General features: G+C 68.9%; 25 protein-coding genes and 1 tRNA gene. 11 read left to right on the plus strand and 15 right to left on the minus strand.

What is annotated here, in order from left to right:
* Nucleotides 1-54: 54 nt before the first annotated feature.
* Complete coding sequence (locus tag AC1RU4_RS08415; RefSeq protein ID WP_492890612.1) at nucleotides 55-1,662, minus strand: gamma-glutamyltransferase family protein; 1,608 nt, start codon at nucleotides 1,660-1,662, stop codon at nucleotides 55-57.
* A gap of 94 nt (nucleotides 1,663-1,756) precedes the next feature.
* Between AC1RU4_RS08415 and AC1RU4_RS08420 the strand changes: the two genes are divergently transcribed.
* From AC1RU4_RS08420 to hemH, 6 genes are all read left to right on the plus strand, one after another.
* Nucleotides 1,757-1,996 carry a hypothetical protein gene (locus AC1RU4_RS08420; protein ID WP_492890613.1) on the plus strand — a complete coding sequence of 80 codons (240 nt, stop codon included), beginning with the start codon at nucleotides 1,757-1,759 and terminating at the stop codon, nucleotides 1,994-1,996.
* Nucleotides 1,997-2,585: 589 nt separating this feature from the next.
* Nucleotides 2,586-3,716 (plus strand): type III PLP-dependent enzyme, encoded by a 1,131-nt coding sequence (locus AC1RU4_RS08425; protein WP_492890614.1) that lies wholly within the window; start codon nucleotides 2,586-2,588, stop codon nucleotides 3,714-3,716.
* Between the two features lie 191 nt (nucleotides 3,717-3,907).
* Nucleotides 3,908-4,522, plus strand: coding sequence for a GNAT family N-acetyltransferase (locus AC1RU4_RS08430; RefSeq protein WP_492890615.1), 615 nt, complete (start codon nucleotides 3,908-3,910; stop codon nucleotides 4,520-4,522).
* 248 nt (nucleotides 4,523-4,770) lie between these two features.
* Nucleotides 4,771-6,198, plus strand: coding sequence for a homospermidine synthase (locus AC1RU4_RS08435; protein WP_492890616.1), 1,428 nt, complete (start codon nucleotides 4,771-4,773; stop codon nucleotides 6,196-6,198).
* A gap of 250 nt (nucleotides 6,199-6,448) precedes the next feature.
* Nucleotides 6,449-7,153, plus strand: a complete 705-nt coding sequence (locus tag AC1RU4_RS08440) for a glutathione S-transferase N-terminal domain-containing protein (RefSeq protein ID WP_492890617.1) — start codon at nucleotides 6,449-6,451, stop codon at nucleotides 7,151-7,153.
* Between the two features lie 96 nt (nucleotides 7,154-7,249).
* The gene (gene hemH / locus AC1RU4_RS08445) at nucleotides 7,250-8,326 is read left to right on the plus strand and encodes a ferrochelatase (RefSeq protein ID WP_492890618.1); all 1,077 of its coding nucleotides are present in this window, start codon (nucleotides 7,250-7,252) and stop codon (nucleotides 8,324-8,326) included.
* A 232-nt stretch (nucleotides 8,327-8,558) separates the two neighbouring features.
* On the opposite strand, the gene AC1RU4_RS08450 is transcribed toward hemH, so the two are convergent.
* Nucleotides 8,559-9,656 (minus strand): bifunctional transcriptional activator/DNA repair enzyme AdaA, encoded by a 1,098-nt coding sequence (locus AC1RU4_RS08450; RefSeq protein ID WP_492890619.1) that lies wholly within the window; start codon nucleotides 9,654-9,656, stop codon nucleotides 8,559-8,561.
* Nucleotides 9,657-9,751: 95 nt separating this feature from the next.
* On the minus strand, nucleotides 9,752-11,029 hold the full coding sequence (locus AC1RU4_RS08455) for a polyhydroxyalkanoate depolymerase (RefSeq protein ID WP_492890620.1): 1,278 nt from the start codon (nucleotides 11,027-11,029) through the stop codon (nucleotides 9,752-9,754).
* A 507-nt stretch (nucleotides 11,030-11,536) separates the two neighbouring features.
* Between AC1RU4_RS08455 and AC1RU4_RS08460 the strand changes: the two genes are divergently transcribed.
* Complete coding sequence (locus AC1RU4_RS08460; protein ID WP_492890764.1) at nucleotides 11,537-12,178, plus strand: glutathione S-transferase; 642 nt, start codon at nucleotides 11,537-11,539, stop codon at nucleotides 12,176-12,178.
* Nucleotides 12,179-12,404: 226 nt separating this feature from the next.
* Nucleotides 12,405-12,953: a sugar O-acetyltransferase gene (locus AC1RU4_RS08465; protein WP_492890766.1), complete on the plus strand. Its 549-nt coding sequence runs from the start codon at nucleotides 12,405-12,407 to the stop codon at nucleotides 12,951-12,953.
* Between the two features lie 28 nt (nucleotides 12,954-12,981).
* On the opposite strand, the gene AC1RU4_RS08470 is transcribed toward AC1RU4_RS08465, so the two are convergent.
* Complete coding sequence (locus AC1RU4_RS08470) at nucleotides 12,982-13,719, minus strand: ArsR/SmtB family transcription factor (protein WP_492890621.1); 738 nt, start codon at nucleotides 13,717-13,719, stop codon at nucleotides 12,982-12,984.
* 251 nt (nucleotides 13,720-13,970) lie between these two features.
* Between AC1RU4_RS08470 and AC1RU4_RS08475 the strand changes: the two genes are divergently transcribed.
* Nucleotides 13,971-14,252, plus strand: a complete 282-nt coding sequence (locus AC1RU4_RS08475; RefSeq protein ID WP_492890622.1) for a hypothetical protein — start codon at nucleotides 13,971-13,973, stop codon at nucleotides 14,250-14,252.
* A gap of 146 nt (nucleotides 14,253-14,398) precedes the next feature.
* Here the strand turns inward: AC1RU4_RS08475 and rpsA are convergent, their stop codons facing one another.
* The 6 genes from rpsA to aroA form a co-directional block, all read right to left on the minus strand.
* Nucleotides 14,399-16,105 (minus strand): 30S ribosomal protein S1, encoded by a 1,707-nt coding sequence (gene rpsA, locus AC1RU4_RS08480; RefSeq protein WP_492890623.1) that lies wholly within the window; start codon nucleotides 16,103-16,105, stop codon nucleotides 14,399-14,401.
* Between the two features lie 949 nt (nucleotides 16,106-17,054).
* Nucleotides 17,055-17,279, minus strand: a complete 225-nt coding sequence (locus tag AC1RU4_RS08485; RefSeq protein WP_492890624.1) for a hypothetical protein — start codon at nucleotides 17,277-17,279, stop codon at nucleotides 17,055-17,057.
* Between the two features lie 114 nt (nucleotides 17,280-17,393).
* Nucleotides 17,394-18,161, minus strand: coding sequence for a precorrin-6A synthase (deacetylating) (gene cobF, locus AC1RU4_RS08490; protein ID WP_492890625.1), 768 nt, complete (start codon nucleotides 18,159-18,161; stop codon nucleotides 17,394-17,396).
* Nucleotides 18,158-18,637 (minus strand): carboxymuconolactone decarboxylase family protein, encoded by a 480-nt coding sequence (locus tag AC1RU4_RS08495; protein ID WP_492890626.1) that lies wholly within the window; start codon nucleotides 18,635-18,637, stop codon nucleotides 18,158-18,160. The genes cobF and AC1RU4_RS08495 overlap by 4 nt, the downstream gene beginning before the upstream one ends.
* A complete protein-coding gene (gene cmk, locus AC1RU4_RS08500) occupies nucleotides 18,627-19,268 on the minus strand; it encodes a (d)CMP kinase (protein WP_492890627.1) in 642 nt (213 codons plus the stop codon). Before cmk ends, AC1RU4_RS08495 begins: the two co-directional genes overlap by 11 nt.
* Nucleotides 19,265-20,635 (minus strand): 3-phosphoshikimate 1-carboxyvinyltransferase, encoded by a 1,371-nt coding sequence (gene aroA, locus AC1RU4_RS08505; protein WP_492890628.1) that lies wholly within the window; start codon nucleotides 20,633-20,635, stop codon nucleotides 19,265-19,267. Before aroA ends, cmk begins: the two co-directional genes overlap by 4 nt.
* 158 nt (nucleotides 20,636-20,793) lie before the next feature.
* Between aroA and AC1RU4_RS08510 the strand changes: the two genes are divergently transcribed.
* Complete coding sequence (locus AC1RU4_RS08510; protein ID WP_492890629.1) at nucleotides 20,794-21,195, plus strand: TIGR02300 family protein; 402 nt, start codon at nucleotides 20,794-20,796, stop codon at nucleotides 21,193-21,195.
* A gap of 157 nt (nucleotides 21,196-21,352) precedes the next feature.
* A tRNA-Ala gene (locus AC1RU4_RS08515) sits at nucleotides 21,353-21,428 on the plus strand.
* Nucleotides 21,429-21,845: 417 nt separating this feature from the next.
* Here the strand turns inward: AC1RU4_RS08515 and AC1RU4_RS08520 are convergent.
* The 5 genes from AC1RU4_RS08520 to AC1RU4_RS08540 all read right to left on the minus strand — a co-directional run bounded on the left by AC1RU4_RS08520 (nucleotide 21,846) and on the right by AC1RU4_RS08540 (nucleotide 26,246).
* Nucleotides 21,846-22,811: a catechol 2,3-dioxygenase gene (locus AC1RU4_RS08520; RefSeq protein ID WP_492890630.1), complete on the minus strand. Its 966-nt coding sequence runs from the start codon at nucleotides 22,809-22,811 to the stop codon at nucleotides 21,846-21,848.
* A gap of 75 nt (nucleotides 22,812-22,886) precedes the next feature.
* Nucleotides 22,887-23,630, minus strand: a complete 744-nt coding sequence (locus tag AC1RU4_RS08525; protein WP_492890631.1) for an ABC transporter ATP-binding protein — start codon at nucleotides 23,628-23,630, stop codon at nucleotides 22,887-22,889.
* A complete protein-coding gene (locus AC1RU4_RS08530) occupies nucleotides 23,623-24,375 on the minus strand; it encodes an ABC transporter ATP-binding protein (protein WP_492890632.1) in 753 nt (250 codons plus the stop codon). The genes AC1RU4_RS08525 and AC1RU4_RS08530 overlap by 8 nt, the downstream gene beginning before the upstream one ends.
* A 3-nt stretch (nucleotides 24,376-24,378) precedes the next feature.
* Entirely contained in the window at nucleotides 24,379-25,344 is a 966-nt protein-coding gene (locus AC1RU4_RS08535) for a branched-chain amino acid ABC transporter permease (protein ID WP_492890767.1), read from the minus strand.
* A 47-nt stretch (nucleotides 25,345-25,391) separates the two neighbouring features.
* Nucleotides 25,392-26,246 (minus strand): branched-chain amino acid ABC transporter permease, encoded by an 855-nt coding sequence (locus tag AC1RU4_RS08540; protein ID WP_492890633.1) that lies wholly within the window; start codon nucleotides 26,244-26,246, stop codon nucleotides 25,392-25,394.
* Between the last annotated feature and the right edge of the window lie 3 nt (nucleotides 26,247-26,249).

Genomic DNA, 26,249 nt, shown 5'->3' on the forward strand with positions numbered 1-26,249 from the left:
TCTCGCATGTTGCCGTGACCGTTCGATGAAGCGCGGTGCCACATAATGGCCACCTCACACCGCCTCGGCGTCGCCGTCCGAGCGCGGGTCGTGCGTGCCCTCGATATTCCCCTTCGGGTGCAGCACCACCGCGCCGGCATGGCCCATCGTGTCGCTGTAGGACTCCGGCAGGACGGAGAGATTGTGGCCGGCGCGCAGGAGATCGTCGGCGACCCGCGAATCGAAGGCGCCCTCGACGCGCAGCCCCACCGTGTCGTCGCCCCAGGTGCGGCCGAGCAGCCAGCGCGGGCGCGCCACCGCCTGGCCGAGTGGCACGCCGAAGCGGGCATAGCGGCTCATCACCGCCGCATTGGTCTGCGGCTGGCCCTCGCCGCCCATGGTGCCGAAGACGACGATCCGCCCGTCCGGCAATTCGGCCATGCAGGGATTGAGCGTGTGGAACGGCCGGCGGCCCGGCTCCAGCGGGTTCACCGCCCGCGGATCCAGCGAGAAGGAGGAGCCGCGATTCTGCATGAGAATGCCGGTCGAGGGGGAAACGAGGCCGGAGCCGAATTCCCAGTAGATCGACTGGATATAGGACACCGACAGGCCGGACGAATCCGCCGCGCCGAGCCACACCGTGTCGCCGCGCTGCGCCACCTGAGGCCAGGGCAGGGCCCGGCGCATGTCGATGAGGTCGGCCTCGCGCGCCAGCGCCGCGGGGGTGAGGAAGTCGGCCGGCTCGACTTTCACGCGGTCGTGATCGGTGACCACCCGGTCACGCACCAGGAAGGCGCGCTTGGTCGCCTCGACCAGCCCGTGCACATGGGCGAAGCCCTCTGCCTCCGGCACGGCGAGCCGCTCGAAAACGCCGAGGATCATCAGGCTGGCGAGGCCCTGGGTCGGCGGCGGCGAACCCCACAGCTTCATGTTGTCGAGCCTGGCGGCGAGCGGCGGCCGCACCACCGCGCGATAGTTCGCGAGGTCGGCCCGCGTCACCGGGCTGCCGGCCCGCTCCAGGTCGGCGGCGAGCTCGCGCCCGACATCGCCGCGATAGTAATCGTCGAGCCCGGCGCCGGCGAGGCGGTCCAGCGTGTCGGCGACCCGCTCGGCGCGCTGCGTGCTGCCGGCCTCCGGCGGCTTGCCGTCGGTGAGGAAGGCACTCGCGAAGCCGGGCACGTCCTTCAGCTCAGTGAGTTTCTCCTGCGTGAGCCGCGCCTGCGACGGCGAGACGGGGGAGCCCTCGCGCGCATGCAGGATGGCATCCTCCAGCAGCCGCTTCAGCGGCATCCGCCCGCCCAGCGCCTTGGCGGTCTCCAGCGCCAGCTGCCAGCCGCCGATCTGGCCGGGCACGGTGAGCGCGGCGAAGGGTCCCCGCCCCGGCACCGCGTCGAAGCCCTTGTCGAGGTAGAAGGCCCGCGTCGCCCCGGCCCCGGCATAGCCGGCGGCCTCGATATAGCGCAGCTTTCCGTTCGGCCCGCGAATCAGCCAGAAGCCGTCGCCGCCGAGATGGTTCATGTGCGGATAGACCACGGCGATGGCGGCGGCGGCGGCGATCATCGCCTCCACCGCGTTGCCGCCCTCCTCCAGCACCGCGCGCCCGGCCAGCGCGGCGAGCCGGTGCGGCGCGGCGATCACGCCCCGGCCGCCGTGACGGCTTTCATGTGCGGCGAAGCGATCCATTCCTGGTCTCCCGAATCGAGGTCCGGCCGCGCGACTTGACCGGCGAGACGCGGCATAGCAGTTTGCGCGCCGTCGATTAAGGGTAGAGAGAGCGATGAGCACGGGCCGACGCATTCGCTGGGACCATGTCAGCACGGTGATGAGCGCCGCCATCCTGCTCGGGGCCGAGCTGATCGGCGCCGGCCTCGCCGCCGGCTGGGCCATCGCCGCGCTGTTCCAGGCGAGCCTGGTGTGGGAACTGATCTTCGAGGGCCTGTTCGGCCTGCTCGCCCTCTACGGCATCTATCGATTCGTGCTGAAGGCCAAGAGCGTCGAGCCCTTCGTCGAGGGCTGAGCGCAGGCGGCTGCCCGCCCGCCCGACCCCTTAGCCGGCACAGCGTACCGGATCACGGCACCCCCGCCGCCGGCGCTCCCCGTCCTGGCATGCAAAAAACCGTAAAAGCCGCTTGCATGTGACGGCGAATATCCCTACATCACCCTCGCCCAATATTCGCACGTGCCTGTGGTCGCGTGCCGATCGGTGACAGTCCGGACAAGAGGCCGGAACGTCACCAGTCAGATCGGTAGCCGGAGGCGAAACCGGCGCACCTCGCTCTCAGCGGGGAACGTGACTTGAAGCAACGACGTAGCGGGCTTTTTTGGTCTCTGTCGGCCCTCCAAAGGTCGGGAAACTGAAGAGGCACTACTTCTTGCCGGGCGTGCGGTCGGGTTTCCCGTACCAAGCGAAGGCATCGATCGAGCACGGCGCCCTCCACATGCGCGCGTGATCGCATCGCTGCCACGGCTCCATTCCATCCGGCTTTGCGGCAAAAACCGTGCAGCCGGCGAACGGATGCAATTTCTCGCCACGAACGCGGCTCATTGGCGCCGCGGGCGGGTGGTCGCATCCATGGGTCGAAGCTTCGGGTCTGTGGGAGAGCGCCATGACCGACCGTATCCGTGAATTCCTGCGCAACCGACGTGAGGACGGTCCTTGCGTCGTCGTCGATCTCGACGTCGTGCGCCGCAACTATGCCGCCTTCGCCCGCGCCCTGCCGGACACCCGCGTGTTCTACGCGGTGAAGGCCAACCCGGCGCCGGAAGTGCTGTGCGCGCTGGCCGCGCTCGGCTCGTGCTTCGATTGCGCCTCGGTCGCCGAGATCCAGATGGCGCTCGCCGCCGGCGCCACCGCCGACCGCATCTCCTATGGCAACACCATCAAGAAGGAGCGCGACATCGCGCGCGCCTTCCAGCTCGGCGTGCGCCTGTTCTCGGTCGACTGCGTCGAGGAAGTCGAGAAGATCGCCCGCGCCGCCGCCGGCTCGAAGGTGTTCTGCCGCATCCTGTGCGACGGCGCCGGCGCCGAATGGCCGCTGTCGCGCAAGTTCGGCTGCGAGCCCGAGATGGCCGTCGACGTGCTGGAGCATGCCCATCGCAACGGGCTCGAAGCCTATGGCGTGTCGTTCCATGTCGGTTCGCAGCAGAAGAATGTCGAGGCCTGGGACGCCGCTCTCGCGTCCGCCTCGACGATCTTCGCCCAGTGCGCCGAGCGCGGCTTCCAGCTGTCGCTGGTCAATCTCGGCGGCGGCTTCCCGGCCCGCTACCTGCAGGACGTGCCGGCGGCCGAGGCCTATGGCGAGGCGATCTTCCGCGCCCTGTCGCGGCATTTCGGCAATGCCATCCCGCAAACCATCATCGAGCCGGGCCGCGGCATGGTCGGCGCGGCCGGCATGATCGAGGCGGAAGTGGTGCTGATCTCGAAGAAGTCGGACACCGACACCATGCGCTGGGTCTATCTCGACATCGGCAAGTTCGGCGGCCTCGCCGAGACGATGGACGAGGCGATCCGCTACCCGATCCGCACCACGCGGGACGGCGACGCGGTGGAGCCCTGCGTGCTGGCCGGCCCGACCTGCGATTCGGCCGACGTGCTGTACGAGAAGGACCCGGTGTTCCTGCCGATCTCGCTGGCGATCGGCGACAAGGTGCTGATCGAGGCCACCGGCGCCTATACCACCACCTATTCGGCGGTGGCGTTCAACGGCTTCGACCCGCTCAAGTCCTACGTGATCTGATCGCGTGATCTGAGCCGGGCTCCCCGTTTCCTTCAGGATTCCCGGTCGCCGCGCCAGCGGCGGTCCGGGATCTTCCCCCGCCTCCCGGCGGATGCCGCCCTCGCGCGGCCGGACGGAACGAACCCGTCGTTCCGGACTTCCACAATTCCCTTCACCTCTTTGCCCGGCGAACCCGGGCGTTGGAGGCTGCCATGGAATACGCCGCTTCGACCCTCGTCCCCTTCGCCGGTCCCGCCCCCGCGATCTCGCTGGAGCGCGAGGCCGACATCGCCCAGCGCGAGGCGCTGCTCGATCTCGCCTTCGGCCGCGCCGCGCGCCTCGGCAAGACCTGCGAACGGCTGCGCGAAGGGCGCAAGCCGGCGGACGGGCTCGCCTTCGCTGCCCATGGCGCCGATGGCCGGGTCATCGGCACGCTGCGGCTGTGGCACGTCACGGCGGGCCCGGCCCGGCCGGCGCTGCTGCTCGGCCCGCTGGCGGTGCATCCGTGGTTCCGCGACCGCGGCCTCGGCAAGGCGATGATGAACGTGGCGATCGTCGAGGCGTCGCGTCTCGGCCACGGCGCCATCCTGCTGGTCGGCGACGCGCCCTATTACGCGCGCTTCGGCTTCGATCCGGCGCATGCCGGGGGCCTGTGGCTGCCCGGCGCCTTCGAGCGCTCGCGCTTCCTCGGGCTGGAGCTGCAGCCGGGCGCGCTCAAGGGCGCGCGCGGCCTGGTCAGCCCGACCGGCGCGGCGCTTGCCGCCCCGAGCCTCTCCGAGCTGATCGCCCGCGAGACCGCGCCCGCCGAACTGAAGCGCTCGGCCTGAGGCGCCGGCGCCTCGACAGGTCCGGGCATGTTCCGACCGCAAAGCCGTTCGGCTTGTGCCGGGCATGCTCCTCGCGCCGCCCCGGCGCGGAAGGTCGCTCATCGCGGTCCCCCGGGGCGGCGCACCCCATGACCAGCGGCGTCCTGCCGACGCCCGTCACGCGCGCGTCACCATTGACGCGGCACGCTCGCCTGCCCATGGTGCGCGCACCCTGGAATTACCAAGGCTCTGTAGGAGGTTCCCTGAGAATGGCGGTCTGGCCGGTCTATGCAAAAATCGACGGTCCCATCGTGATGATCGGCTTCGGCTCGATCGGTCGCGGGACGCTGCCGCTGCTCGAACGCCATTTCGATTTCGACAAGGACCGTCTCACCGTCATCGATCCGGTCGACGACGACCGCGCGCTGCTTGACGAGCGCGGCGTGAGCTATGTGCAGGCCCATGTCACCCGAGAGAATTACCGCGAGCTGCTCACCCCGCTTCTGACCACCGGCGGGCGCGGCTTCATGGTGAACCTCTCCGTCGATACCGGCTCGGTGGACATGATGCAGCTCGCCCGCGAATGCGGCTGCCTCTATATCGACACCGTGGTCGAGCCGTGGCTCGGCTTCTATTTCGACAAGAACGCCAGCACCGCCAGCCGCTCCAACTACGCGCTGCGCGAATCCATGCTGGCCGCCAAGCGTGCCACTCCCGGCGGGCCGACCGCGGTGTCCTGCTGCGGCGCCAATCCGGGCATGGTGTCGTGGTTCGTCAAGCAGGCGCTCGTCGACGTCGCCACCGAAATCGGCCTTTCCTTCGAGGAGCCGACCACCCGCGAGGGCTGGGGCAAGCTGATGCAGGACGCCGGCGTGAAGGGCATCCACATCGCCGAGCGCGACACCCAGCGCGCCCGCAATCCCAAGCCGATGAACGTATTCGTCAACACCTGGTCGGTGGAGGGCTTCGTCTCCGAGGGGCTGCAGCCGGCCGAGCTCGGCTGGGGCACCCACGAGACGTGGATGCCCGAGAACGGCCGCACCCACGAGGCCGGCTGCGGCGCGGCGATCTACCTGCTGCAGCCCGGCGCCAATACCCGCGTGCGGAGCTGGTGCCCGACGCCCGGCCCGCAATACGGCTTCCTCGTCACCCATAACGAGGCGATCTCCATCGCCGACTATTTCACCGTCCGCGACGGCGGGACGGCGGTGTACCGCCCGACCTGCCACTATGCCTATCACCCGGCCAACGACGCCGTGCTGTCGCTGCACGAGATGTTCGGCGCCGAGGGCAAGTTCCAGGACGACTGGGACATCCTCGACGAGCACGAGATCGTCGACGGCCGCGACGAGCTCGGCGTGCTGCTCTACGGCCACGCGAAGAACGCCTATTGGTACGGCTCGCAGCTCTCCATCGAGGAGACCCGCAAGCTCGCGCCCTACCAGAACGCCACCGGCCTCCAGGTCACCTCCGCCGTGCTCGCCGGCATGGTGTGGGCGCTGGAAAACCCGGAAGCCGGCATCGTCGAGGCCGACGAGATGGACTACAAGCGCTGCCTGCAGGTGCAGAGGCCCTATCTCGGCCCGGTGAAGGGCTATTACACCGACTGGACGCCGCTCGACGGCCGACCGGGCCTGTTCCCCGAGGACATCGACACCTCCGACCCCTGGCAGTTCCGCAACATCCTGGTGCGGTGAGGTCTTCGAACCCGCGCATCGCGCAACGAACGACAACGTGGCCGGGCTTGTCCCGGCCATTTCCGTTTTCAGGCCGGGCCCGGCAAGGGAAAAGAGGGGGTCGCCGGGCCAAGCCGGGAATGACCTCGCTTCAGCGGCGCGTCTCTCCTTGAGAGGCGCGTTCTCATCGCATCGATGCGCCCCGCCACTCTGGCATCCCAGCATCCAATCCCTACCTAAGCTCCGATCCTTCCCTGCCCCGGAGCTCCCCGTGACCGACCTCGACGCCTTCCCGATCGCCCGCCGCTGGCCGGCCCGGCATCCCGACCGCCTGCAGCTCTATTCCTTCCCGACCCCCAACGGGGTGAAGGTCTCGATCATGCTGGAGGAGACCGGCCTGCCCTACGAGGCGCATACGGTCGCCATCGGCAAGGACGAGAGCTGGACCCCGGAATTCCTGGCGCTCAACCCCAATGGCAAGATCCCGGCGATCCTCGATCCGAACGGCCCCGGCGGCAAGCCGCTCGGCCTGTTCGAATCCGGCGCCATCCTGATCTATCTCGCCGACAAGACCGGCCAGTTCCTGCCCGCCGATCCCGCCGCCCGCTACGAGACCATCGCGTGGCTGATGTTCCAGATGGGCGGCATCGGCCCGATGTTCGGCCAGCTCGGCTTCTTCCATAAATTCGCCGGCCGCGACTATGAGGACAAGCGCCCGCGCGACCGCTACGCCGCCGAATCCAGGCGCCTCCTCCGCGTGCTGGAGGACCGGCTGGAGGGTCGCGACTGGATCATGGGCGACGCCTACACCATCGCCGACATCTCCATGCTCGGCTGGGTGCGCAACCTGATCGGCTTCTACGGCGCCGGCGAGCTGGTCGCCTATGACGAGCTGAAGAACGTCCCCGCCTGGCTCGCGCGCGGCCTTGCCCGTCCCGCCGTGCAGCGCGGGCTGGAGATCCCCCCGCGCGGCTGATGCGTACAAGGCCTGCCACCGCGCCCGATCCGGCGTGGTGGCATCGCTGCTGAATTCGCCTATAAGCGGGCGAAAGCCGACAGGTCGGGACCCGAGATGAACCAGAACGTGACGCCCCCCGTTACGCCGTCCGGCGCCGCCGGGCATCTGCCCGCGGACCATCCGCCGGTGAAATTCGGCAAGATCGGCGTGCTCATCGTCAATCTCGGCACGCCTGACGGTACCGATTACTGGTCGATGCGGCGCTATCTCAAGGAATTCCTCTCCGACCGCCGCGTGATCGAGGTCAACCGCGTCCTGTGGTGGTTCCTGCTCAACGTCATCATCCTGTCCAAGCGCCCGCAGGCCAAGGGCAGGGATTACCAGACCATCTGGAACAGGGAGCTCAACGAGGGCCCGCTGCGCACCATCACCCGCGCGCAGTCGAACGCTCTGGAGGACCGCCTCGCCGGCCTCGACCGCCGCCTCGTCTTCGACTGGGCGATGCGCTACGGCAACCCGTCCATCGCCTCGCGCATGGAGGCGCTGCAAAGCCAGGGCTGCGAGCGTATCCTGCTGGTGCCGCTCTATCCGCAATATGCCGCCGCCACCTCGGCCACCGTCTGCGACGCCGCCTTCGATGCGCTGAAGGCGATGCGCTGGCAGCCGGTGCTGCGGGTGGCCGCGCCGTGGCCGGACGACCCGGTCTATATCGATGCCATCGCCACCTCGATCGAAACATCCCTTGCCGGGCTGGACTGGGAGCCGGAGCTGGTGCTCGCCTCCTTTCACGGCATCCCCAGGGAATATTTCGACAAGGGCGATCCCTATCACTGCTATTGCTACAAGACCGCGCGGCTGGTGCGCGAGCGCCTCGGCTGGCCGGAGGGCAAGCTGAAGCTCACCTTCCAGTCGCGCTTCGGCAAGGCGGAATGGCTGCAGCCCTATACCGACAAGACGGTGGAAGCGCTGGCGAAATCCGGCGTGAAGCGGCTCGCCGTGCTCACCCCCGGCTTCGTCGCCGATTGCCTGGAGACGCTGGAGGAGATCGCCGGCGAGAATGCCGAGATCTTCCACCATAATGGCGGCGAGAAGTTCCACTTCATCCCCTGCCTGAACGACAGCGAGCCCGGCATCGACGTGCTGGAGCAGGTGGTGCGCCGCGAATTAGCCGGCTGGGTGGACCTGGGTTGAACCCCTCGCCCCGCGGCCGCCTCCCCCGCCGAACGCCCTTCCTTCCCTCTCCCCGTCGGGGAGAGGTGGCCCGCAAAGCGGGTCGGTGAGGGGGAGCCCGGCCACCAAGTCGGAGAACCCCCTCACCCCAGCCCTCTCCCCGTCGGGGAGAGGGAGCCGACTGCCGCCGCGGGGTGCGCTTGCGCTTTGCAGGCTTTGCAGGTCGGGCGCTCGGGATGGAGATGCGCGATGGTCAGGCGCCGGGCCTTCCGTCCGCCGGCGCCGGCCTTTGATAGTGCTGCTCGATCTCCAGCAGCTTCTGCTTGCGCCACAGCCCGCCGCCATAGCCGGTCAGCGAACCGTCGGCCCCGATCACCCGGTGGCAGGGAATGATCAGCGCCAGCTGGTTGGCGCCGTTCGCCCGCGCCACCGCGCGCGTCGCCGTCGGCTGGCCAATCCGCCGCGCGATCTCGCCATAGCTCACCGTGGTGCCGGGCGGGATCCGCCGCAGCTCGGCCCAGACGGCGCGGGTGAAGGCGCTGCCGTGCAGGGCCAGCGGCGTCTCGAAGACGGCCGAGCGGCCGGCGAAGAAATCCCCCAGCTCGGCACGGATCTGCTCGGTCGGCGCATGGGAGCCGATGCCGAGATCGCCCTTGGCGAGCGCATGGAGACGCCCGGCCTCGGCCGGCAGGCCCTTGCGGTCGATGAATTCCAGCAGATGCAGATGCGAGGCGTCCGAGATAGCGATCATGTCACCGAGCGGCGTAGCGATCCAGTCGGCCAGCAACATGCCGCGCCCCGTCCCGTCGCCGCCCGCGAGCTCGCCCGGCGCGCGGCCGAGCAGCCGGGCGAAGGCGGCGCGGAAGGCGCTGGCCGATTCGAACCCGGCCTCCTGCTGGGCGTCGATCACCTTGCCGCCGTCGGCGAGGGTCTCGAAGCCCTCGCGCAGGCGCCGCTGCCTCGCCATCTCCAGGAAGGTCATGCCGAAATGCCGCTTGAAGCTGCGCCGCACCGTCGACAGGTCGAAGCCCATGCGCGCGATGTGATCCTCGCTCCAGCGGCGGTCCGGCCGCTCGTCGAGCGCGGCGAGGAGCGCCGCGACGACCGGGTCGGCATTGGCGGCCGGGGCAAGCGGATGGCAGCGCTTGCACGGGCGGAACCCGGCCTCGATGCATTCGCCGATCGTGCCGTGGAAGCTGCAATTCTCGAACAGCGGCTTGCGGGCCGGGCAGGTCATCCGGCAGAACACGCCGGTGGTCGCGACGCAGACATAGGCCTGGCCGTCATAGCGCTCGTCCCGGTCGAGCAGGGCGCGATAGAGTGTCCGTGGGTCCGGCAGATCGAAAAGCATGCGGCAAAATTATCAGGAACCGGCGATGCCGGCGCCGGAAATCGGGCACCGATTTCGGATTCCGCCGGCCCCGCCGAACGCCGCGCCTCCCCGCCTCAGTCCGCCGACAGGATGTGGTTGCGCACCAGCGGATAGACTTGGCCCTGCCAGCGCCGGCCCGAGAACACGCCGTAATGGCCGACGCCGGCCTGCATGTGGTGGCGCTTGCGGTGCGGGCGCAGCGAGGAGCAGATGTCCTGCGCCGCCACCGTCTGGCCGACCGCGCAGATGTCGTCGCGCTCGCCCTCGACGGTGAGCAGCGAGGTGCGGCGGATGGCGCGGAAATCCACCGGATCGCCCCTGTAGGTCAGCACCCCGCGCGGCAGGTCGTGCTCCTGGAACACGATGCGGATGGTCTCCAGATAGAACTCGGCGGCGAGGTCCAGCACGGCGAAATACTCGTCGTAGAAATTCTTGGCGGTCGCGGCCTTCTCGTGCTCGCCCATGGCGAGGTTCTCGAACAATTCGACATGCGCCTTCACATGCCGGTCCATGTTCATCGCCATGAAGGCGCTCACCTGCACGAAGCCGGGATAGACCCGCCGCCCGACGCCGGGAAAGCCGGGCGGCACGGTGGCGATCAGCTTCTGCTCGAACCAGTCGAGCGGCTTCGAGGTGGCGAGATCGTTGACCTTGGTCGGGTTGACGCGGGTGTCGACCGGCCCGGCCATCAGGGTGATGGAATGCGGCGTCGCCGGGTTGTCCTGCTGCGCCATCACCGCGGTGGCCACCAGCACCTGCACGCAGGGCTGGCACACGGCGAGCGCGTGCGCGCCCGGCCCGATGATCTCCAGGAAGCGGATGACGTGCTCGACATAATCGTCGAAGCCGAAGGCGCCCTCGGAAAGCGGCACGTCGCGGGCATTGTGCCAGTCGGTGATGTAGACGTCGTTCTCCGGCAGCAGCGTCTTCACCGTGCCGTGCAGCAGGGTGGCGAAATGGCCGGAAAGCGGCGCCACCACCAGGATGCGCGGCTGCTTCTGGTCGACATCCTTCCTGAAATGCAGCAGCGAGCCGAAGGGCAGGCTCGCCGTCACTTCCTCGGTGACCGCCACCTCGCGATTGCCGACCGTGACGGTGCCGATATCGAAGGCCGGGCGCTTGTGGCTGAGGCTGGAGCGCTCGAACATCTCCAGCATGGCGGTGACGTTGCGCAGCAGCGCGAGGCCGCCGAAACCCTGGCCCGCGAAACCCTGGCCGCCGAAGCCGGCGCCCCCGAGGCCGAGGCCGCCGAAACCGCCCATCGTGGTCTCGATCATCCGTCGCGACAGCCGCGCCATGGTGCGCATCGGATCGAGAAGGTCGGCCTGGGCCTGATAGGCAGCGTACATCATGCGCGGCGGAGCCTGAAGCGGAGGGGCCCGGAACGGAGGAACCCGGAGCGGAGGAGGGGACGGGCAGCTGCGGGACGCCGCCGGCAGCACGCGCCGCGGCGCGCATCCGGGCAGGCTAGAACAAAGCCGGCGCCAGCACGATACGACGAAGGAGTCGGCCGCCGGCCGGTGCGGCGGGCCGGTATCGCGCGCGCGCCATCGGGAATGGCACGAAGTGTGATTGCCCGGAGGTCAGCTATGCTCGCCCGCGTCAACACAGGACCACCGATCATGCCCGCCTCGGCCGCCGCTTCCAGACGCCGCCCGCCAAAGCGCATGAAGGCGCCCGACGACGACGCGGCCCCCGTGGCCGAAAAACCGGCTCCCGCACAGCCTGCAGCCGCCGGTAAGGCTTCGGCCGGGAAGGCTTCGGCCCGCACATCGCCGGCCGGCAAGGCCGCATCCTCGTCAACACCCGAAACCACCGAAAGCTCCGCTCCGCGCGCCCGCTCGCCTGCGGCGGCGACGCTGACGCTGAGTAGCAAGAACTATTCCTCATGGTCGCTGCGCGGATTCCTGCTGTGCCGCATGGCCGGCCTCGCCTTCGAGGAGGCGCGGGTTTCCGCCGACGATCCCAGCATCCGCGCCGAGTTGCTGCTGCAGTCCTCCTCCTTCCTGGTGCCGCGGCTGGACCATCGGGGGCTACGCATCTGGGACACGCTCGCCATTGCCGAGTACCTGCATGAAATCGCGCCAGAGGCCGGGCTTCTGCCTAGCGATCAGGCGGCGCGCTCGCATTGCCGCTCGATCTGCGGCGAGATGCATTCCGGCTTCGCCAATCTGCGCTCGGCGCTGCCGATGAACATCAAGGCGCGCCATCCCGGCTTCAAGGTGTGGACCGGGGCGCAGGGCGACATCCAGCGCATCGTCGCCATCTGGAACGAGTGCCTCAAGACCTATGGCGGCCCCTATCTGTTCGGCGCCGCCCCGACCATGGCGGATGCGATGTACGCGCCGGTCTGCTCGCGCTTCGCCACCTATGACGTGCCGCTCGACCCGCTGAGCGCCGCCTATTGCAAGACCATGCTGGCCTTCCCGCCGATGCTGGAATGGAGCGGGGACGCGCGGGTGGAGCCGGACGAGATGGAAGAGCTCGACGTCGAGTTCTGACCGGCGGGACGCGGCGCCGGCCCGCCCCGCGGAAGCATGAACGGAAGCTTTAGACCCGCCCGCCGCCGGCGTTCGTCCCCGCGATTCAAAGCGTCGCCAAACGTGATGGCGCCGGCGCTTCCGGGCAGGGCGGAACTCCGCTAGTCGATGGCCCCTCGCCCGGCCGGGCGATACAAGCCGGACGACAGACATGGCGCAGGCCGCCCTCAAGCTTCAGAGCGATTTCATGCCCCCGAGCGAGTTCGAGAAGATGCTCGCCGGCGAGCTCTACCACGCCGGCGACCCGGAAATTCAGGCCTGCCAGGCCGCCGCCTTCGCCTGGATGGCGCGCTACAATGCCTCGCTGGGCCTGCCGGAAGCCGCGCGCGGCGCGCTGCTGCGCCAGCGGCTCGGGGCGGTCGGCGCCGGCACCGTGGTGCGCCCGCCCTTCCATTGCGACTACGGCTTCAACATCCGGCTCGGCGCCGGGGTGTTCCTCAATTTCAACTGCGTGATCCTCGACGTGGTCGAGGTGCGCATCGGCGACGGCACGCAGATCGGGCCGGGGGTGCAGATCCTCACCGCCGACCACCCGCGCGACGCCGGCGAGCGACGCTCCGGCCTCGAATTCGGCCGCAAGGTTTCCATCGGGCGCAATGTCTGGATCGGCGCCGGGGCCATTATTCTGCCGGGCGTGACCATCGGCGACGACGCGCTGGTCGGTGCCGGCGCGGTGGTGACCAGGGACGTGCCGGCGGGAGCGAAGGCGGTCGGCAACCCCGCGCGGGTGCGGTAGGCGGCGGGCGGCCTCTCGCCGCCCCGCCTCAGGCCGCGCGGGCAGCCGGCGCCAACGGATCGCAGCGCCAGTCGGCGGGCAGCCGGAACTGCGCCGCGAGCCCCGCCTCGCCGGCACGGGTCACCGCCAGCGCCCGGCTGTCGGCCACGCGCGCCAGCCAGCCGAGCTCGATCAGCCTGTCGAGCAGCGCCGAGCCGAGCCGCCCGGCGAGATGCGGCCGGCGCTCGCTCCAGTCGAGGCAGGTCCGGCAGAGCGGGCGGCGCATGCCCGGCTTCTCCCGCAGGTCGAGCCCGAAGTCGGCAAAGAATCCCCGCCCTTCCGGCGTCAGGGCCGCCATGTCGTCCGACTGCGCGACGAGGCCCTGCGCGGCGAGCGCATCGGCGAGCGCCAGCGCCAGCCGGCCGGCCAGATGGTCGTAGCAGCTGCGGGCCAGCCGCAGCGCCTCGTCGCGCGGACCCGCGGGGCGGTGGCGCGGCGGACCCACGCTCGCCGCCAGCGTCAGCGCGTGCATCACCTCGGCGATCTCCGGCGAGGCGAGCCGGTAATAGCGGTGCCGGCCCTGTTTCGACACCGTCACCAGCCGCGTCGAAGCCAGCCGGGCGAGATGGCCGCTGGTGGTCTGCGCGGTCACGCCGGCATGGCGCGCCAGTTCGCCGGCGGTCAGCGCCCGGCCGCCCATCAGCGCCATCAGCATGTTGGCGCGGGCGGGATCGCCGACCAGCGCGGCGATTTCGGCGATCTGGCTTCCCGAAACGATCTGCGCCATGGCCCGATCCTCGCACCCTTTCCGCCCGGAGCGGCGCCTCCGAGCGACGCGGGCCGCCCCGAGCGCCGCTCGCGCGCGCATTTTCCCCGCCAAGGTCGTCCACCTCGACCGAACCGAGGCTAGCAGCCGCCGGCCGTCCGGTCAGCCCTTGACATTTCGGCCGGCGCCGAAGCATCGCCGGGCACGGCCGGGCGACGGACCGGAACCCCGGTGCGCCTCGGCCCGTTCTCTTCGTGACACAGGAGGACGCCATGACCGTACCGAGCGCCGTCGATCCGAACATTCCCGAGCCCGCCGCCCCGGACCTGCCGGAGCCGCCGCGCACGCCCGAGCCCGGCGGGCCGGACATTCCCGCCCCGGCCGAGACGCCGGACAGCCCGCCGGCGCCGGTGGAGGACCCCAATCCGCCGGATCGCGGTCCCGACATTCCCCCGCCCGGCCGCGGCGAGCCGGATATCCGCCCCGGCGACACGCCGCAGGAACTGCCGCCCGACAGCCTGCCGCCGGCGGTGGAGCCGCCGCCCTCGATCTAGGATCCCGGTGGAGCCGCCATCCCCGATCGGGCGGGATGCCGCGCAGGCGCGGGCGATCATTCCCGGCCCCCATAAGCAAAACGGCCGGCGTGTCGCCACGCCGGCCGTCTCATTCTTCATCGATCAGGCGATCGAGCGGATTCCGCTCAGTCGGCCTTCTCGTTGGCCTTCTTCAGCGCGGCGCCGAGGATGTCGCCCAGCGACGCCCCGGAATCCTGCGAGCCGAACTGGGCCACGGCTTCCTTCTCCTCGGCGATCTCGAGCGCCTTGATCGAGACCTGCACCTTGCGCGCCTTGCGGTCGAACAGGATGACGCGGGCATCGAACTTCTCGCCGACGGCGAAGCGGTCCGGGCGCTGGTCGCCGCGGTCGCGGGCCAGTTCCGAGCGCTTCACGAAGGTCGACATGTCGGTGCCGATGATCTTCACCTCGACGCCGCCGTCCTTCACGTCGGTGACTTCGCAGGTGACGATCGCGCCCTTCTTCAGCTCGCCGGCATCGGCGAAGGGGTCGCCGGCCAGCTGCTTCACGCCGAGCGAGATGCGCTCCTTGTCGACGTCCACGTCGAGGACGACCGCCTTGATCACGTCGCCCTTCTTGAACTCGTCGATGACCTGCTCGCCCGGACGGTTCCAGTCGAGGTCCGAGAGATGCACCATGCCGTCCACGTCGCCGTCGAGGCCGAGGAACAGGCCGAACTCGGTCTTGTTCTTGACTTCGCCTTCGACGGTGGAGCCGGCCGGATACTTCTCGGCGAAGGCATCCCACGGGTTCTGCAGGGTCTGCTTGAGGCCGAGCGAGATGCGGCGCTTGACCGGATCCACCTCGAGGATCGCCACTTCCACTTCCTGCGAGGTGGAGACGATCTTGCCGGGATGGACGTTCTTCTTGGTCCAGCTCATCTCGGAGACGTGGATCAGGCCCTCGATCCCCGGCTCCAGCTCGACGAACGCGCCGTAGTCGGTGATGTTGGTGACGCGACCCTTGAAGCGGGCCTCGACCGGGTACTTGGCCTCGATGCCCTCCCACGGATCGCCGAGCAGCTGCTTCATGCCGAGCGAGATGCGGTGGGTCTCGTGGTTGATCTTGATGATCTTCACCTTGACCGTCTGGCCGATGTTCAGCACCTCGGTCGGGTGGTTGACGCGGCGCCAGGCGATGTCGGTGACGTGCAGCAGGCCGTCAATGCCGCCGAGGTCGACGAACGCACCGTAATCGGTGATGTTCTTGACCACGCCGTCGATGACCTGGCCCTCTTCGAGGTTCTGCACCAGCTCGTGGCGCTGCTCGGCGCGGGTCTCTTCGAGAACCGTGCGGCGCGAGACCACGATGTTGCCGCGGCGACGGTCCATCTTCAGGATCTGGAACGGCTGTGGGTTGTGCATCAGCGGGCCGACGTCGCGGATCGGGCGGATGTCGACCTGCGAGCGCGGCAGGAAGGCCACGGCGCCGTCGAGATCGACGGTGAAGCCGCCCTTCACCTGGTTGAAGATCACGCCGGTGACCTTCTCGGTGGCGTTGAACGCCTTCTCGAGACGGACCCAGCTCTCTTCGCGGCGGGCCTTGTCGCGCGACAGCACGGCCTCGCCGAGCGCGTTCTCGACGCGCTCGAGATAGACTTCGACCTCGTCGCCGACCTTGATCTGCTGGTCGCGGCCGGGGCCGGCAAATTCACGCAGCGCCACGCGGCCTTCGGTCTTCAGACCGATGTCGATGATGGCGAGGTCCTTTTCGATGGCGACGACGATGCCCTTGACCACCGAGCCTTCGGCGGGTTCGGCGAGAGAGAAGCTCTCTTCGAGCATCGCGGCGAAATCGTCGCGGGACGCAAGTGCGGTTTGAGTAGCGGACATAGATGCTCCTGAGCCAGGGATTGCGCCGGACGGGTTGATGGACGTCGTCTTCGCCACGGGCAACGGGTCTGGCGGTCCCGGTGCAGCCTTCCGGGGTGCGACCCCCGAAAGACCCGGCGCGGTGGCCGTGGCGGAGCGACGATAGGTTTCGGCCGTGCCGGCGGCCCGCTTCCCATCCGGCCGGCCCGCCCAGGCGGAGACCGGGCACCGGAAGGCTCGCGGCGACGCCCGGCAGGGGCGATGCCTGCCGGCGGCCACCCGAACGGGCGGCGCGACCGGCTTCACGAGCCATTATATGGGAAGGCGGACGGCCGCTGACGAGGGCCGGAAATCGATCGGTCCTGCGGCGGCCGGATCGGAAGCGCGGCGGGCTATCCTCCGATAGCAGGGACGCGCTTCCCGCATCCCCGGCCCGCCCGCGACGGCTGATCCTTGTGAGGACGCCCGGACGCGCGTGTCATAAGCCAAGGGGAGGGGGATGGCAAGCGAATGAAGGGATTAAGAGGAAGATGCCCGTTGAAGATACCGACTGCGAAATTCGAGTCACGATCGTGCGCCTCTTGAACGGGGAGCACCATAGGCTTCATGACCAACCAAGCTGAAGCCGCACATTGCATTCAAGCAAAATGAATGCCGAATTTATATTCGAATACGGGAGGATGCGTTGCTGATTTCCGAGGCCTATATTCACGTAAGCCGTATCGGAATGACTAAAGAAACTACTGAATTCGGCGAATTGCTATTTAATGAAGCAGATCGATATTTGAATTTCAAGTCGAACTCGAATTACAAATAGATCAAGGCCCTCTTAAATTTTGATATAGGGTTGCGACATCAGCGCTCGCTCTCATTTCAGCATAGGGTGGCCTTCGGGCCATCAGCATCTCGTCCGGCGTGCCTGGATACGGCCCCACCGCACACGGCCCTCCCGCCCCCCGCGCGGCAGCGCCTACCCCCGCGAGCGCGCCGCCCGTACCAGCACCGCTGTCGCGAGCAGCACCGTCGCAGCGCAGATGCCGCCGCAGACCAGCCCGGCCGGGGTGATCCGCCCGGTGCCCTGCAGCCGGATGAAGCTGCCGATCCGCAGGTCGTAGTCGCCGTGGATCTCCTCGGGATGGGTCGGCACGTAGCCCGCCTGGATGTCGGGTAGCGGGACGGGAACATTGTCGGCCATGGTCGGTCTCCGGCGCGCAGGGGCGGGGCCGACCCGAAAGCAGGCCGGTAGGGCACGATCATGCGGCAGCACCGGTCGTTGCGGAAGCGTCATGCGCCATCCCGCCCCGGACCGTCAGCCCGCCCGCGCCGCAGCCTCCCGTCCCAGCCACACGTCCATGACCCAGCCCTTGCGCGCCCGCGCCTCGGCCCGCGCACGCAGGATCTCCTCCCCGACATCCGACAGCCGCCCCGCCAGCAGCATCTCGTCGGGCGTGCCCAGATAGGCCCCCCACCAGATGTCGAGCGGCTCGCCGCGCTCCATCGCGGCGCGCAGGCCCATGCCGTCGTCGAGCAGCACCACGAAGGCCGGCGCGTCGGGCGTCTTCGCGGCCACGCGCCGCCCGGTGGTCACCTCCACATTCTCGCCGATGCCGTTGAGCGGGATCCCGTGCGCCGCGCACAGCGCCTGCACGGCGGTGATGCCCGGCACCACCTCGATCTCGAACGCGGCGCCCAGTCCCCGCGCCGCCTCCAGCACCCGCAGCGTGGAATCGTAGAGCATCGGGTCGCCCCAGACGAGCAGCGCCCCGACCCCGTCCTCCGGCAGCTCGCTCGCGATCAGCCCGGCCAGCAGCGCCGCCCGCGCCGCGTGCCAGGCCTCCACGCCGGCGCGGTAGCCGCCGCCCTTCTCCCGTGCCGGACTTGCCGCGGTGACGCTGCGCCAGGGCGCGCGGCGGTGCGTGGTCAGGATCGCCTCGCGCAGGTGGATCAGCTCGGCCGCCGCCTCGCCCTTGTCGAGCAGGAAGAACAGATCCGCCCGGTTGATCGCCGCCACCGCCCGCAGGGTGAGCGAGGAGGGGTCGCCCATGCCGATGCCGATGACGAGGACGCGGCGGGTCATTTTTCCGCCGCCGGGGGCACGGCGTCGCGGGCGGCGAAGACGCGGCGGGCGACGAACAGCGCGTCGAGCGCGGCGGGGAAGCCGGCATAGAGCGCCATCTGCATGATGGTCTCCACCACTTCCTCGCGGGAGGCGCCGCAATTCAGCGCCGAGCCGATATGCACCTCCAGCTCGCGCTGGGCATGGCCGAGGCAGACCAGGCCGGCGACGGTGGCGAGCATGCGGGTGCGCAGGTCGAGCCCGGGGCGGGAATAGATGTCGCCATAGCCGAACTCGAAAATATAGCGGGCGAAGTCGGGGGCGACGTCGGCCATCGCCGCCATCACCTCCTCGCCGGAGCGCCCGGTGATCCGGCCCAGCCGCTCATGGCCGCGGGCGAGCCGCTCGGCGCTGGTCTCGTCGGGCGAACCGCGCCGATCGGTCCCGGTTTCGAAATTCCCGGCCTCACCGTACACCGCACCATCCTCACCGGACATCCGATCGGCCTCCGGTTCGCTCGGCGACGATGGCCAGCGCGCGGGCGATGCTGGCGTGCTTGTCGAGCCCGGTATTGTCCAGCAGCACCGCGTCCGGCGCCCGCACCAGCGGGGCATTGGCGCGGCCTGTATCACGTTGATCGCGCTTGAGAATATCCTCCAGCACCGAATGCGCCGTCACGTCTTCGCCGCGGGCGGAAAGCTCGGAAAAGCGCCGGGCGGCGCGGGCTTCCGGCGTCGCGGTGACGAAGATCTTCACCTCCGCCTGCGGCGCGATGACGGTGGCGATGTCGCGCCCGTCCAGCACCGCCCCGCCGGGCTGGCCGGCGAAGTCGCGCTGGAGCTGTATAAGTGCTTGACGAACCTCGGGAATTTCCGCGACGCGCGAGGCCGCCTCCCCCACGGGACCGGCCTTCAGCGCCTCCGGGTCGAGGGCATTCACCTCCAGCGCGGCGGCCAGCCCGACAAGGGCGGGAATGTCGGAAAAATCGAGGCCGCGGGCCAAAACCTCACGGCCGACAGCACGATAGAGCAGGCCGGTATCGAGATGCGGCAGCCCGAAATGCGCCGCCAGCGCGCGGGCGACGGTGCCCTTTCCCGATGCCGCCGGCCCGTCGATGGCGATGATCATGCAACCGCCTCGATCGCCGCGCCGAGGCCGGTCATCAGCGGCACGAAGGCGGGGAAGCTGGTGGCGACGAAGGAAATGTCGTCTATTTTCATAGGCTTGCTGGAAGCGAGCCCCATTACCAGGAAGCTCATGGCGATGCGGTGGTCCATATGGGTGGCGACGGTGCCGCCGCCCGCGACCGCGCCGGTCCCCTCGACGATGAGGTCGTCGCCCTCGATGGAATAGGCGACGCCCGCCTGTGCGAGGCCGGCCGCCACCGCCGCCAGCCGGTCGGATTCCTTCACCCGGAGCTCGGAAAGCCCGCGCATCCGCGTGGTGCCGCGGGCGAAGGAGGCCGCGACCGCGAGGACCGGGTACTCGTCGATCATCGAAGGCGCCCGCTCGGCCGGCACGTCGACGCCCGTGAGGTCGGAGGCCCGCACGCGCAGGTCGGCGACGCTCTCGCCGCCCTCGACCCGCTCGCCGAGAAGCTCGATGGAGGCCCCCATCTCCATGAGAGTCTTGAACAATCCGGTCCGCAGCGGATTGGTCATCACCCCGTTGATGACGACCTCCGAGCCCGGCACGATCAGCGCCGCGACCAGCGGGAAGGCGGCGGAAGACGGGTCGGCCGGCACGTGGATCGGCGCCGGCTTCAGTTCCGGCCGGCCCTTCAGCGTCACCCTGCGGCCGTGTGCGCCATGGGGCTCCACCCTTATGTCGGCACCGAAATGCGCGAGCATGCGCTCGGTATGGTCGCGGCTCGCCTCCTTCTCGATCAGCACCGTCTCGCCCGGCGCGCCGAGGCCGGCGAGCAGCACGGCCGACTTGATCTGCGCCGAGGCGACCGGGCTTTCATAGACGACGGGGATGAGGTCGAGCGGCCCCTTGAGACGAATGGGCAGGCGCCCGCCTTCGGCCGCCTCCACCACCTCGACGCCCATGCGCTCCAACGGATCGAGGATGCGGCGCATGGGGCGGCGGCGCAGGCTGGCATCGCCGTCGAAGGTCGCCTCGATGGGACTGCCGGCCACCATGCCCATCATCAGCCGGGCGCCGGTGCCGGAATTGCCGAAATCGAGCGCGGCGGCCGGGGCGCGCAGGCCGCCGATGCCGACGCCCTGGACGCGCCATTCCCCCGCGCCGAGCCGCTCCACCCGGGCGCCGAGCGCGGCGCAGACCTTGGCGGTGTTGAGCACGTCCTCGCCTTCGAGAAGGCCGGAAATCCGCGTCTCGCCAATGGCCAGGGCCCCGAAGATGAGCGCGCGGTGCGAGACGGATTTGTCGCCCGGCACCTTCACCGAACCTTCGAGCGCGCCGGATCGGGACGCGGTCGCAGGGGCAGGCGCGGCGGCGTGTCCGCTCGAATGGGAGGCAACGGCACTCATGTAAGGCACCTCGGACGGAGCATGGATTCTAGCGCGCCGCTGTCCTAACACGCCCGCGTGAGCCCCGTCACGGGTTCTGCAATTGCAGCTTGACAGCGCCGGAACCTGCGTTCAATGGGAGCAACCCTTTTCACCCACCACCTTCCGAGGTCCTAACCGTGGTGAAACCCGAACTTGGCACCAAGCGTGTCTGCCCCGTAACCGGGCGCAAATTCTACGATCTGAACAAGGATCCGGTGATCTCGCCCTATACCGGGCAGATCGTGCCGATCACCGTGCCGATTTCCCGCGGCCGCCCCGAACCCGCCCGCGCGGCCGTAGCCGAGGCGGATCCCGAGACGGAGGAGGTCGAGGACGTCGAACTGGTGTCGCTGGAGGATGCCGACGAGGAGGCCGCTACCCCGGCCAAGGCGGCGGCGACCGACGACGACATCGAGATCGACGACGAAGTCGAGGCCGATGGCGATGACGACGACACCTTCCTCGAAGAGGATGAGGACGGCGACGACGACGTCACCGACCTGATCGGCGACGGCATCGAGGACGACGAGGAAGGCTGAAAGCGCTTGATGAAGGCACAAGATGCGAATTGGAGGCTTGCAGTCTCCTTCGCCGTGTGCTTTACGGGCGTCCCGCGGCGGTTGACGCCGCCGCGACAAGTCGGGCGATCCCCAAGCGAGCCACTTCCGTGACGCTCGCACGCCCGACGCCCCCGGTGGGGCCATAGCTCAGTTGGGAGAGCGCTTGAATGGCATTCAAGAGGTCGGCGGTTCGATTCCGCCTGGCTCCACCAAATTTCTCCTTTTGATATGAATTGGATAGCTCGCGTCGCTCGCCCGGTGCGGTGCGTACCCTTCCGCGTTTGGCCCTTCGGAAGCACATGGCGAGCCCGGCGTCGTCCGGCGCGGATTGGGCCGTGGTGATTCCGAAATCGGGGTGGCTGTCAGGGCAGGCTGGAGCGGGCTGACACCTGCCGGCCCCTGCACCGCGCTCGGCTGCGCAAGCTGGCCGGCCCGGCCCGCATCGCTGGAGCGCGGATCTCGCCAGCGTCACATTCGAATGCACCCGCATGGCGCTGACGCGGCTCAAGGCCGGCAGGCCGCATGGGCATTGGCACGCGATCGAGGCCGGGCCGTTCCGCCACGACGATCCCGCTGCCGAACCGACGCAAGCCGCAAGCCAGCTTCGCCTGAACGGCAGGCCAGATCCCTCAATGTCCGGCTGATACGACCGGCGGCGTGCCGTGTGTGTGGAAACTCTCGATCGTCTTCAAGCCCCAGGCCTGGCCCTTCCTGCGCTCGGTTTCGGTCCAGGTGACCGTCTGCCAGTCGGGGTCGAGGATCAGCCGGGCGCCGGCATTGGCGACCTCGACCCGGTTGCCGGCCGGCTCGTAGACATAGAGGAAGAAGGTCTGCTGCACCGCGTGCTTGTGCGGGCCGGTCTCGATATGGACGCCGTTCTCGAGGAACAGGTCGGCGGCCTCAAGCACTTGTTCGCGCTGGTCGACCGCGTAGGTCACATGGTGGAAGCGCCCGCTGCTGCCGGTGAAGTCCCGCGTGTAGGCGATGTCGTAGGTCTTGTTGTTGACCGTGAACCAGCAGCCGGCCACCTCGCCGGAATCGAGCACGATCTGTTCGGTCACACGGCTGCCCAGCGCCTTCGGCAGGAAATCGCGAATGGCGCCGACATCCCTTGCCAGCAGGTTCACGTGGTCGATCCGGCGCACCCCGGCGCCGCGACCATGCTTGCGCTGGGCCTGGTTCTTCAGTGCCGGTCGCTCGGAGAGCGGCGCCACATATTTGCGGGTGTCGAAATAGATCTCGAACACGTGGCCGTCCGGGTCGAGGAAGCGATAGGAGCGCCCGTGGCCGAGATCGCCCTCGGTCCAGCCGAGGCCGGCGCCCATCGCCTCGATGGCGGCGACGCGCCGCAGCAGCCCCTGCTCGCTGGTGGCGCGATAGCCGATATGGCCGACGCCGGTGGTGTGGGAGGCCGTCAGCTTCAGCGAATGGAACTCGTAGTCGTCCCACGCCCTGAGATAGACGGAATCGCCCTCTCGGCCGCTCTCGGTCAGGCCTATCAGATTGACGAAGAAGTCGAGGCTTTGCTCCGGCTGGTTCGTCAGCAGCTCGACATGGGCGAGATGGGCGACGTCGAAGATCGGTTCCGGTGTCATGGCGTTCCTCTGCAGCCCTGGGGGCCGGCATATCGTTGGGCATCTACGTCGTTGAACGTTTGGCTCGTCCAAGGTTCAGGCGAGGCGGCGATCGCCGGGCGGAGCCGCCGGCGGTTGGGCAGCGACGCCAAGAAAGGCCTGCAGTGCATCATTGTCGGCCAGCAGGTCGCGGCTCGTCGCGCGGTACACCACGCGGCCGCGGTCAAGAATGATCGCCTGGTCCGTCATCCTCAGGATCTTCTGGGCATGCTGCTCGACCACGATGCCGGCAATGCCCTCGTCGAGGAATATCCGCCTCAGCGCGCGTAGGAGTTCCTCGACGATGATGGGGGCGAGGCCCTCGGTCGGCTCGTCCAGCAGCAGCACTTTCGGGTTGAGCACCAGCGCCCGGCCGATGGCGAGCATCTGCTGCTCGCCGCCGGAGAGCTGGTTGCCGAGGTTCTTCCGGCGCTCGGCGAGCCGCGGGAACATCTCGAACACCCGCTCCGGCGTCCAGGCGCCGGGCAGCGCGACGGCGGTCAGGTTTTCCAGCACGGTGAGCGAGCGGAAGATGTTGCGCTCCTGCGGCACCCAGCCGATCCCGCCGCGGGCGCGGCGTTCGGGCGAGAGGCCGGTAATATCGCGGCCGGCTACCGAGATCGTGCCGGCGGTCCGCCGGGTCACGCCGACGAGCGAATTGATCAGCGTGGTCTTGCCGACGCCGTTGCGTCCGAGCAGCGCCAGCGAGCGCCCTTCGCCGAGCGCGAGATCGATGCCGTGCAGGATCGCGGCCTCGCCATAGCCGGCGCACAGGCCGGACACTTCGAGCACATCAGGCATCGAGGCTCTCCCCGAGATAGGCGGCACGCACCGCCGGATCGGCCGCGACCTTGCCGGGCTCACCGTCGGCGATGACGGTGCCGTTGACGAGGACGGTGATGCGGGTGGCGAAGCGGAAGACGAGGTCCATGTCGTGCTCGATGAGGACGACGCTGACATCGGCCGGCAGGTCCGCCACCGTCCGCAGCAAGTCGTGCCGCTCGGCTTCCGGCACGCCCGCCGCCGGCTCATCGAGCAGCAGCACGCGCGGGCGGGCGGCGAAGGCGGCGGCGATTTCCAGCTGGCGCTGCTTGCCATAGGCCAGCGTCGCGATCTCCACGTCGATCACGTCGTCGAGCCGGAACCGCTCGGCGATCGCCGCCGCTTCGGCAATGAGATCGGCGGAGGCGTCGAGCCGGCGCCACAGGCGAAACCCGAGATGATGCTGTTCCGACAGTACCAGCAACAGCATCTCCATCGGCGACATGCTGCGGAACAGCTGGTTGATCTGGAACGTCCGGCTCATGCCCAGCCGCACCCGTGCCTCGCCGGAGGCACGGGTAATGTCCCGCCCGTCGAGCTCGATGCGGCCGGAGGTCGGTCGGACCACGCCGGTAAGCTGGTTGACGAAGGTGGTCTTGCCGGCACCATTGGGGCCGATCAGCGCGTGACGGGCGCCACGCTCGACGGTGAGCGACACGTCGTTCGTGGCGGTGATGCCGCCGAAGCGCTTCACGAGATTGACCGTCCTCAGGGCTGCGTCCATGGCTCAGGATCTCCAGCCGAGCCGGCGCCGGGCCGCGGCGATGAGGGAGTTTAGCCGCTCGCGGCCGCCGAGAATGAACAGCACCAGCAGAAGGCCGATCCAGAACTGCCAATATTGCGGGGTCATCGACGCGATGGCGTCCTGCAGCACCTTGAAGACGACGGCGCCGATCAGCCCGCCATAGAGATAGCCCGCGCCACCGATGATCAGGACCAGCATGAGATCGGCCGAGCGATGGAAATCGAGCACGTCCAGCGAGACGAACTGCGTCGTCTGTGCCATCAGCGCGCCCGCCGCGCCGGCATAGGCGGCGGCGATGGTGTAGATGGTGACGATGCGCAGCTTGCTGGCGATGCCGATGGACGAAGCGCGCAGCCGGTTGTCGCGGATCGCCCGCAGCGAGAGGCCGAAGGGCGATTTCGTCATCCGCCGCGCGGCGAGGAACAGCACGAACAGGATGGAGAGCGAATAGGCATAGGCGGTCTGGCCGCGCATGTCGAAATCGAACAGGCCGAGCAGCGGCCCCATCGCGATGCCCTGCAGCCCGTCGGCGCCGCCGGTAATGTCCCGCAGGGCGTTGGCCGCCTCATAGGCGAGCAGCGCGATGCCGAGCGTCACCATCAGCCGGGTCAGGTCGCTGCCGCGCAGCACGAGGAAGCTGGCGAGGAAGCCGAAGACCGCCGCGGCGGCCATGGCGACGAGGAGCCCCGCCAGCGGGTCCGGCGAGACATGCAGCGCGAACAGCCCGGCGGCATAGGCCCCCGCGCCGAGAAAAGCGGCATGGCCGAGCGAGACGATGCCGGTGAACCCGAGGATGAGATCGAGCGACATCGCGAACAAGCCGAGGATGGCAATCTCGTTGAGGAGCAGCGCCGCCTTCGGCATGACGAAAGGTGCCGCCACAGCCGCCGCCCAGAAGAAGAACTCGGCGCCTTTCCAACGACGGCTGGCGGCCAGCCGCGCGGCCATGCGCGTCGCCAGCGGCAGGCAGGCCTCGGAACTCAGGGAGACGCTCATCAGCTCGACCTCGCGAACAGGCCATTGGGCCGGGTGACGAGCACGGCAACCATCAGAAGGTAGATGATGAAGGCGCCGAGCTGCGGCACGTAGTATTTGCCGGCCACGTCGGCGACGCCGATCATCAGCGCCGCGACGAAGGGGCCGGTAATGCTGGACGTACCGCCGACGGTCACCACGATCAGGAAGTAGATCATGAACTTCAGCGGGAAGGTCGGATCGAGGCCGAGCATCTCGGCGCCGAGCGCCCCGCCGAGCCCGGCGAGGCCGGAGCCGACGGCGAAGGTCGCGGTGAAGATGGCGCCGACATTGATGCCGAGCCCGCGCGCCACGCGCTGGTCGTCCACCGCCGCCCGCAGCCGGCTGCCGAAGCGGGTGCCGGCCAGCACCGACTGCAGGGCAAGGGCGAGCAGGCCGCACACGACGATGACGAAGGCGCGGTACTTGCCGATGCCGATGCCGGCAATGTCGAACCGTCCCTGGAGCCAGGCCGGCAAGCGCACCAGCTGCTGCTGCGAGCCCATCGCATAGTCGACGGCGGTCACCGCCATGAACACCAGTCCGATCGAGAACAGCACCTGGTCGAGATGGGTCTTGGCGTACATCGGCCGGTAGATGCTGCGCTCCAGCCCCGCCCCGATCGCCGCCGGCACAAGGAAGGCCGCTGGCAGCGTTGCGATGAACGGCACGCCATAGCGCTGCATCAGGATCACCGTGACATAGCCACCGGCCATCGCGAAGGCGCCGTGGGCGAGGTTGACGAAGTTCATCAACCCGAGGGTCACGGCGAGGCCGGAGGCGAGGATGAACAGCAGCATCCCGAAGGCGACGCCGTCGAACAGAATCGTCAGCATCGA

The organism is Ancylobacter sp. GW821-FHT10E12 (genome assembly GCF_058809335.1).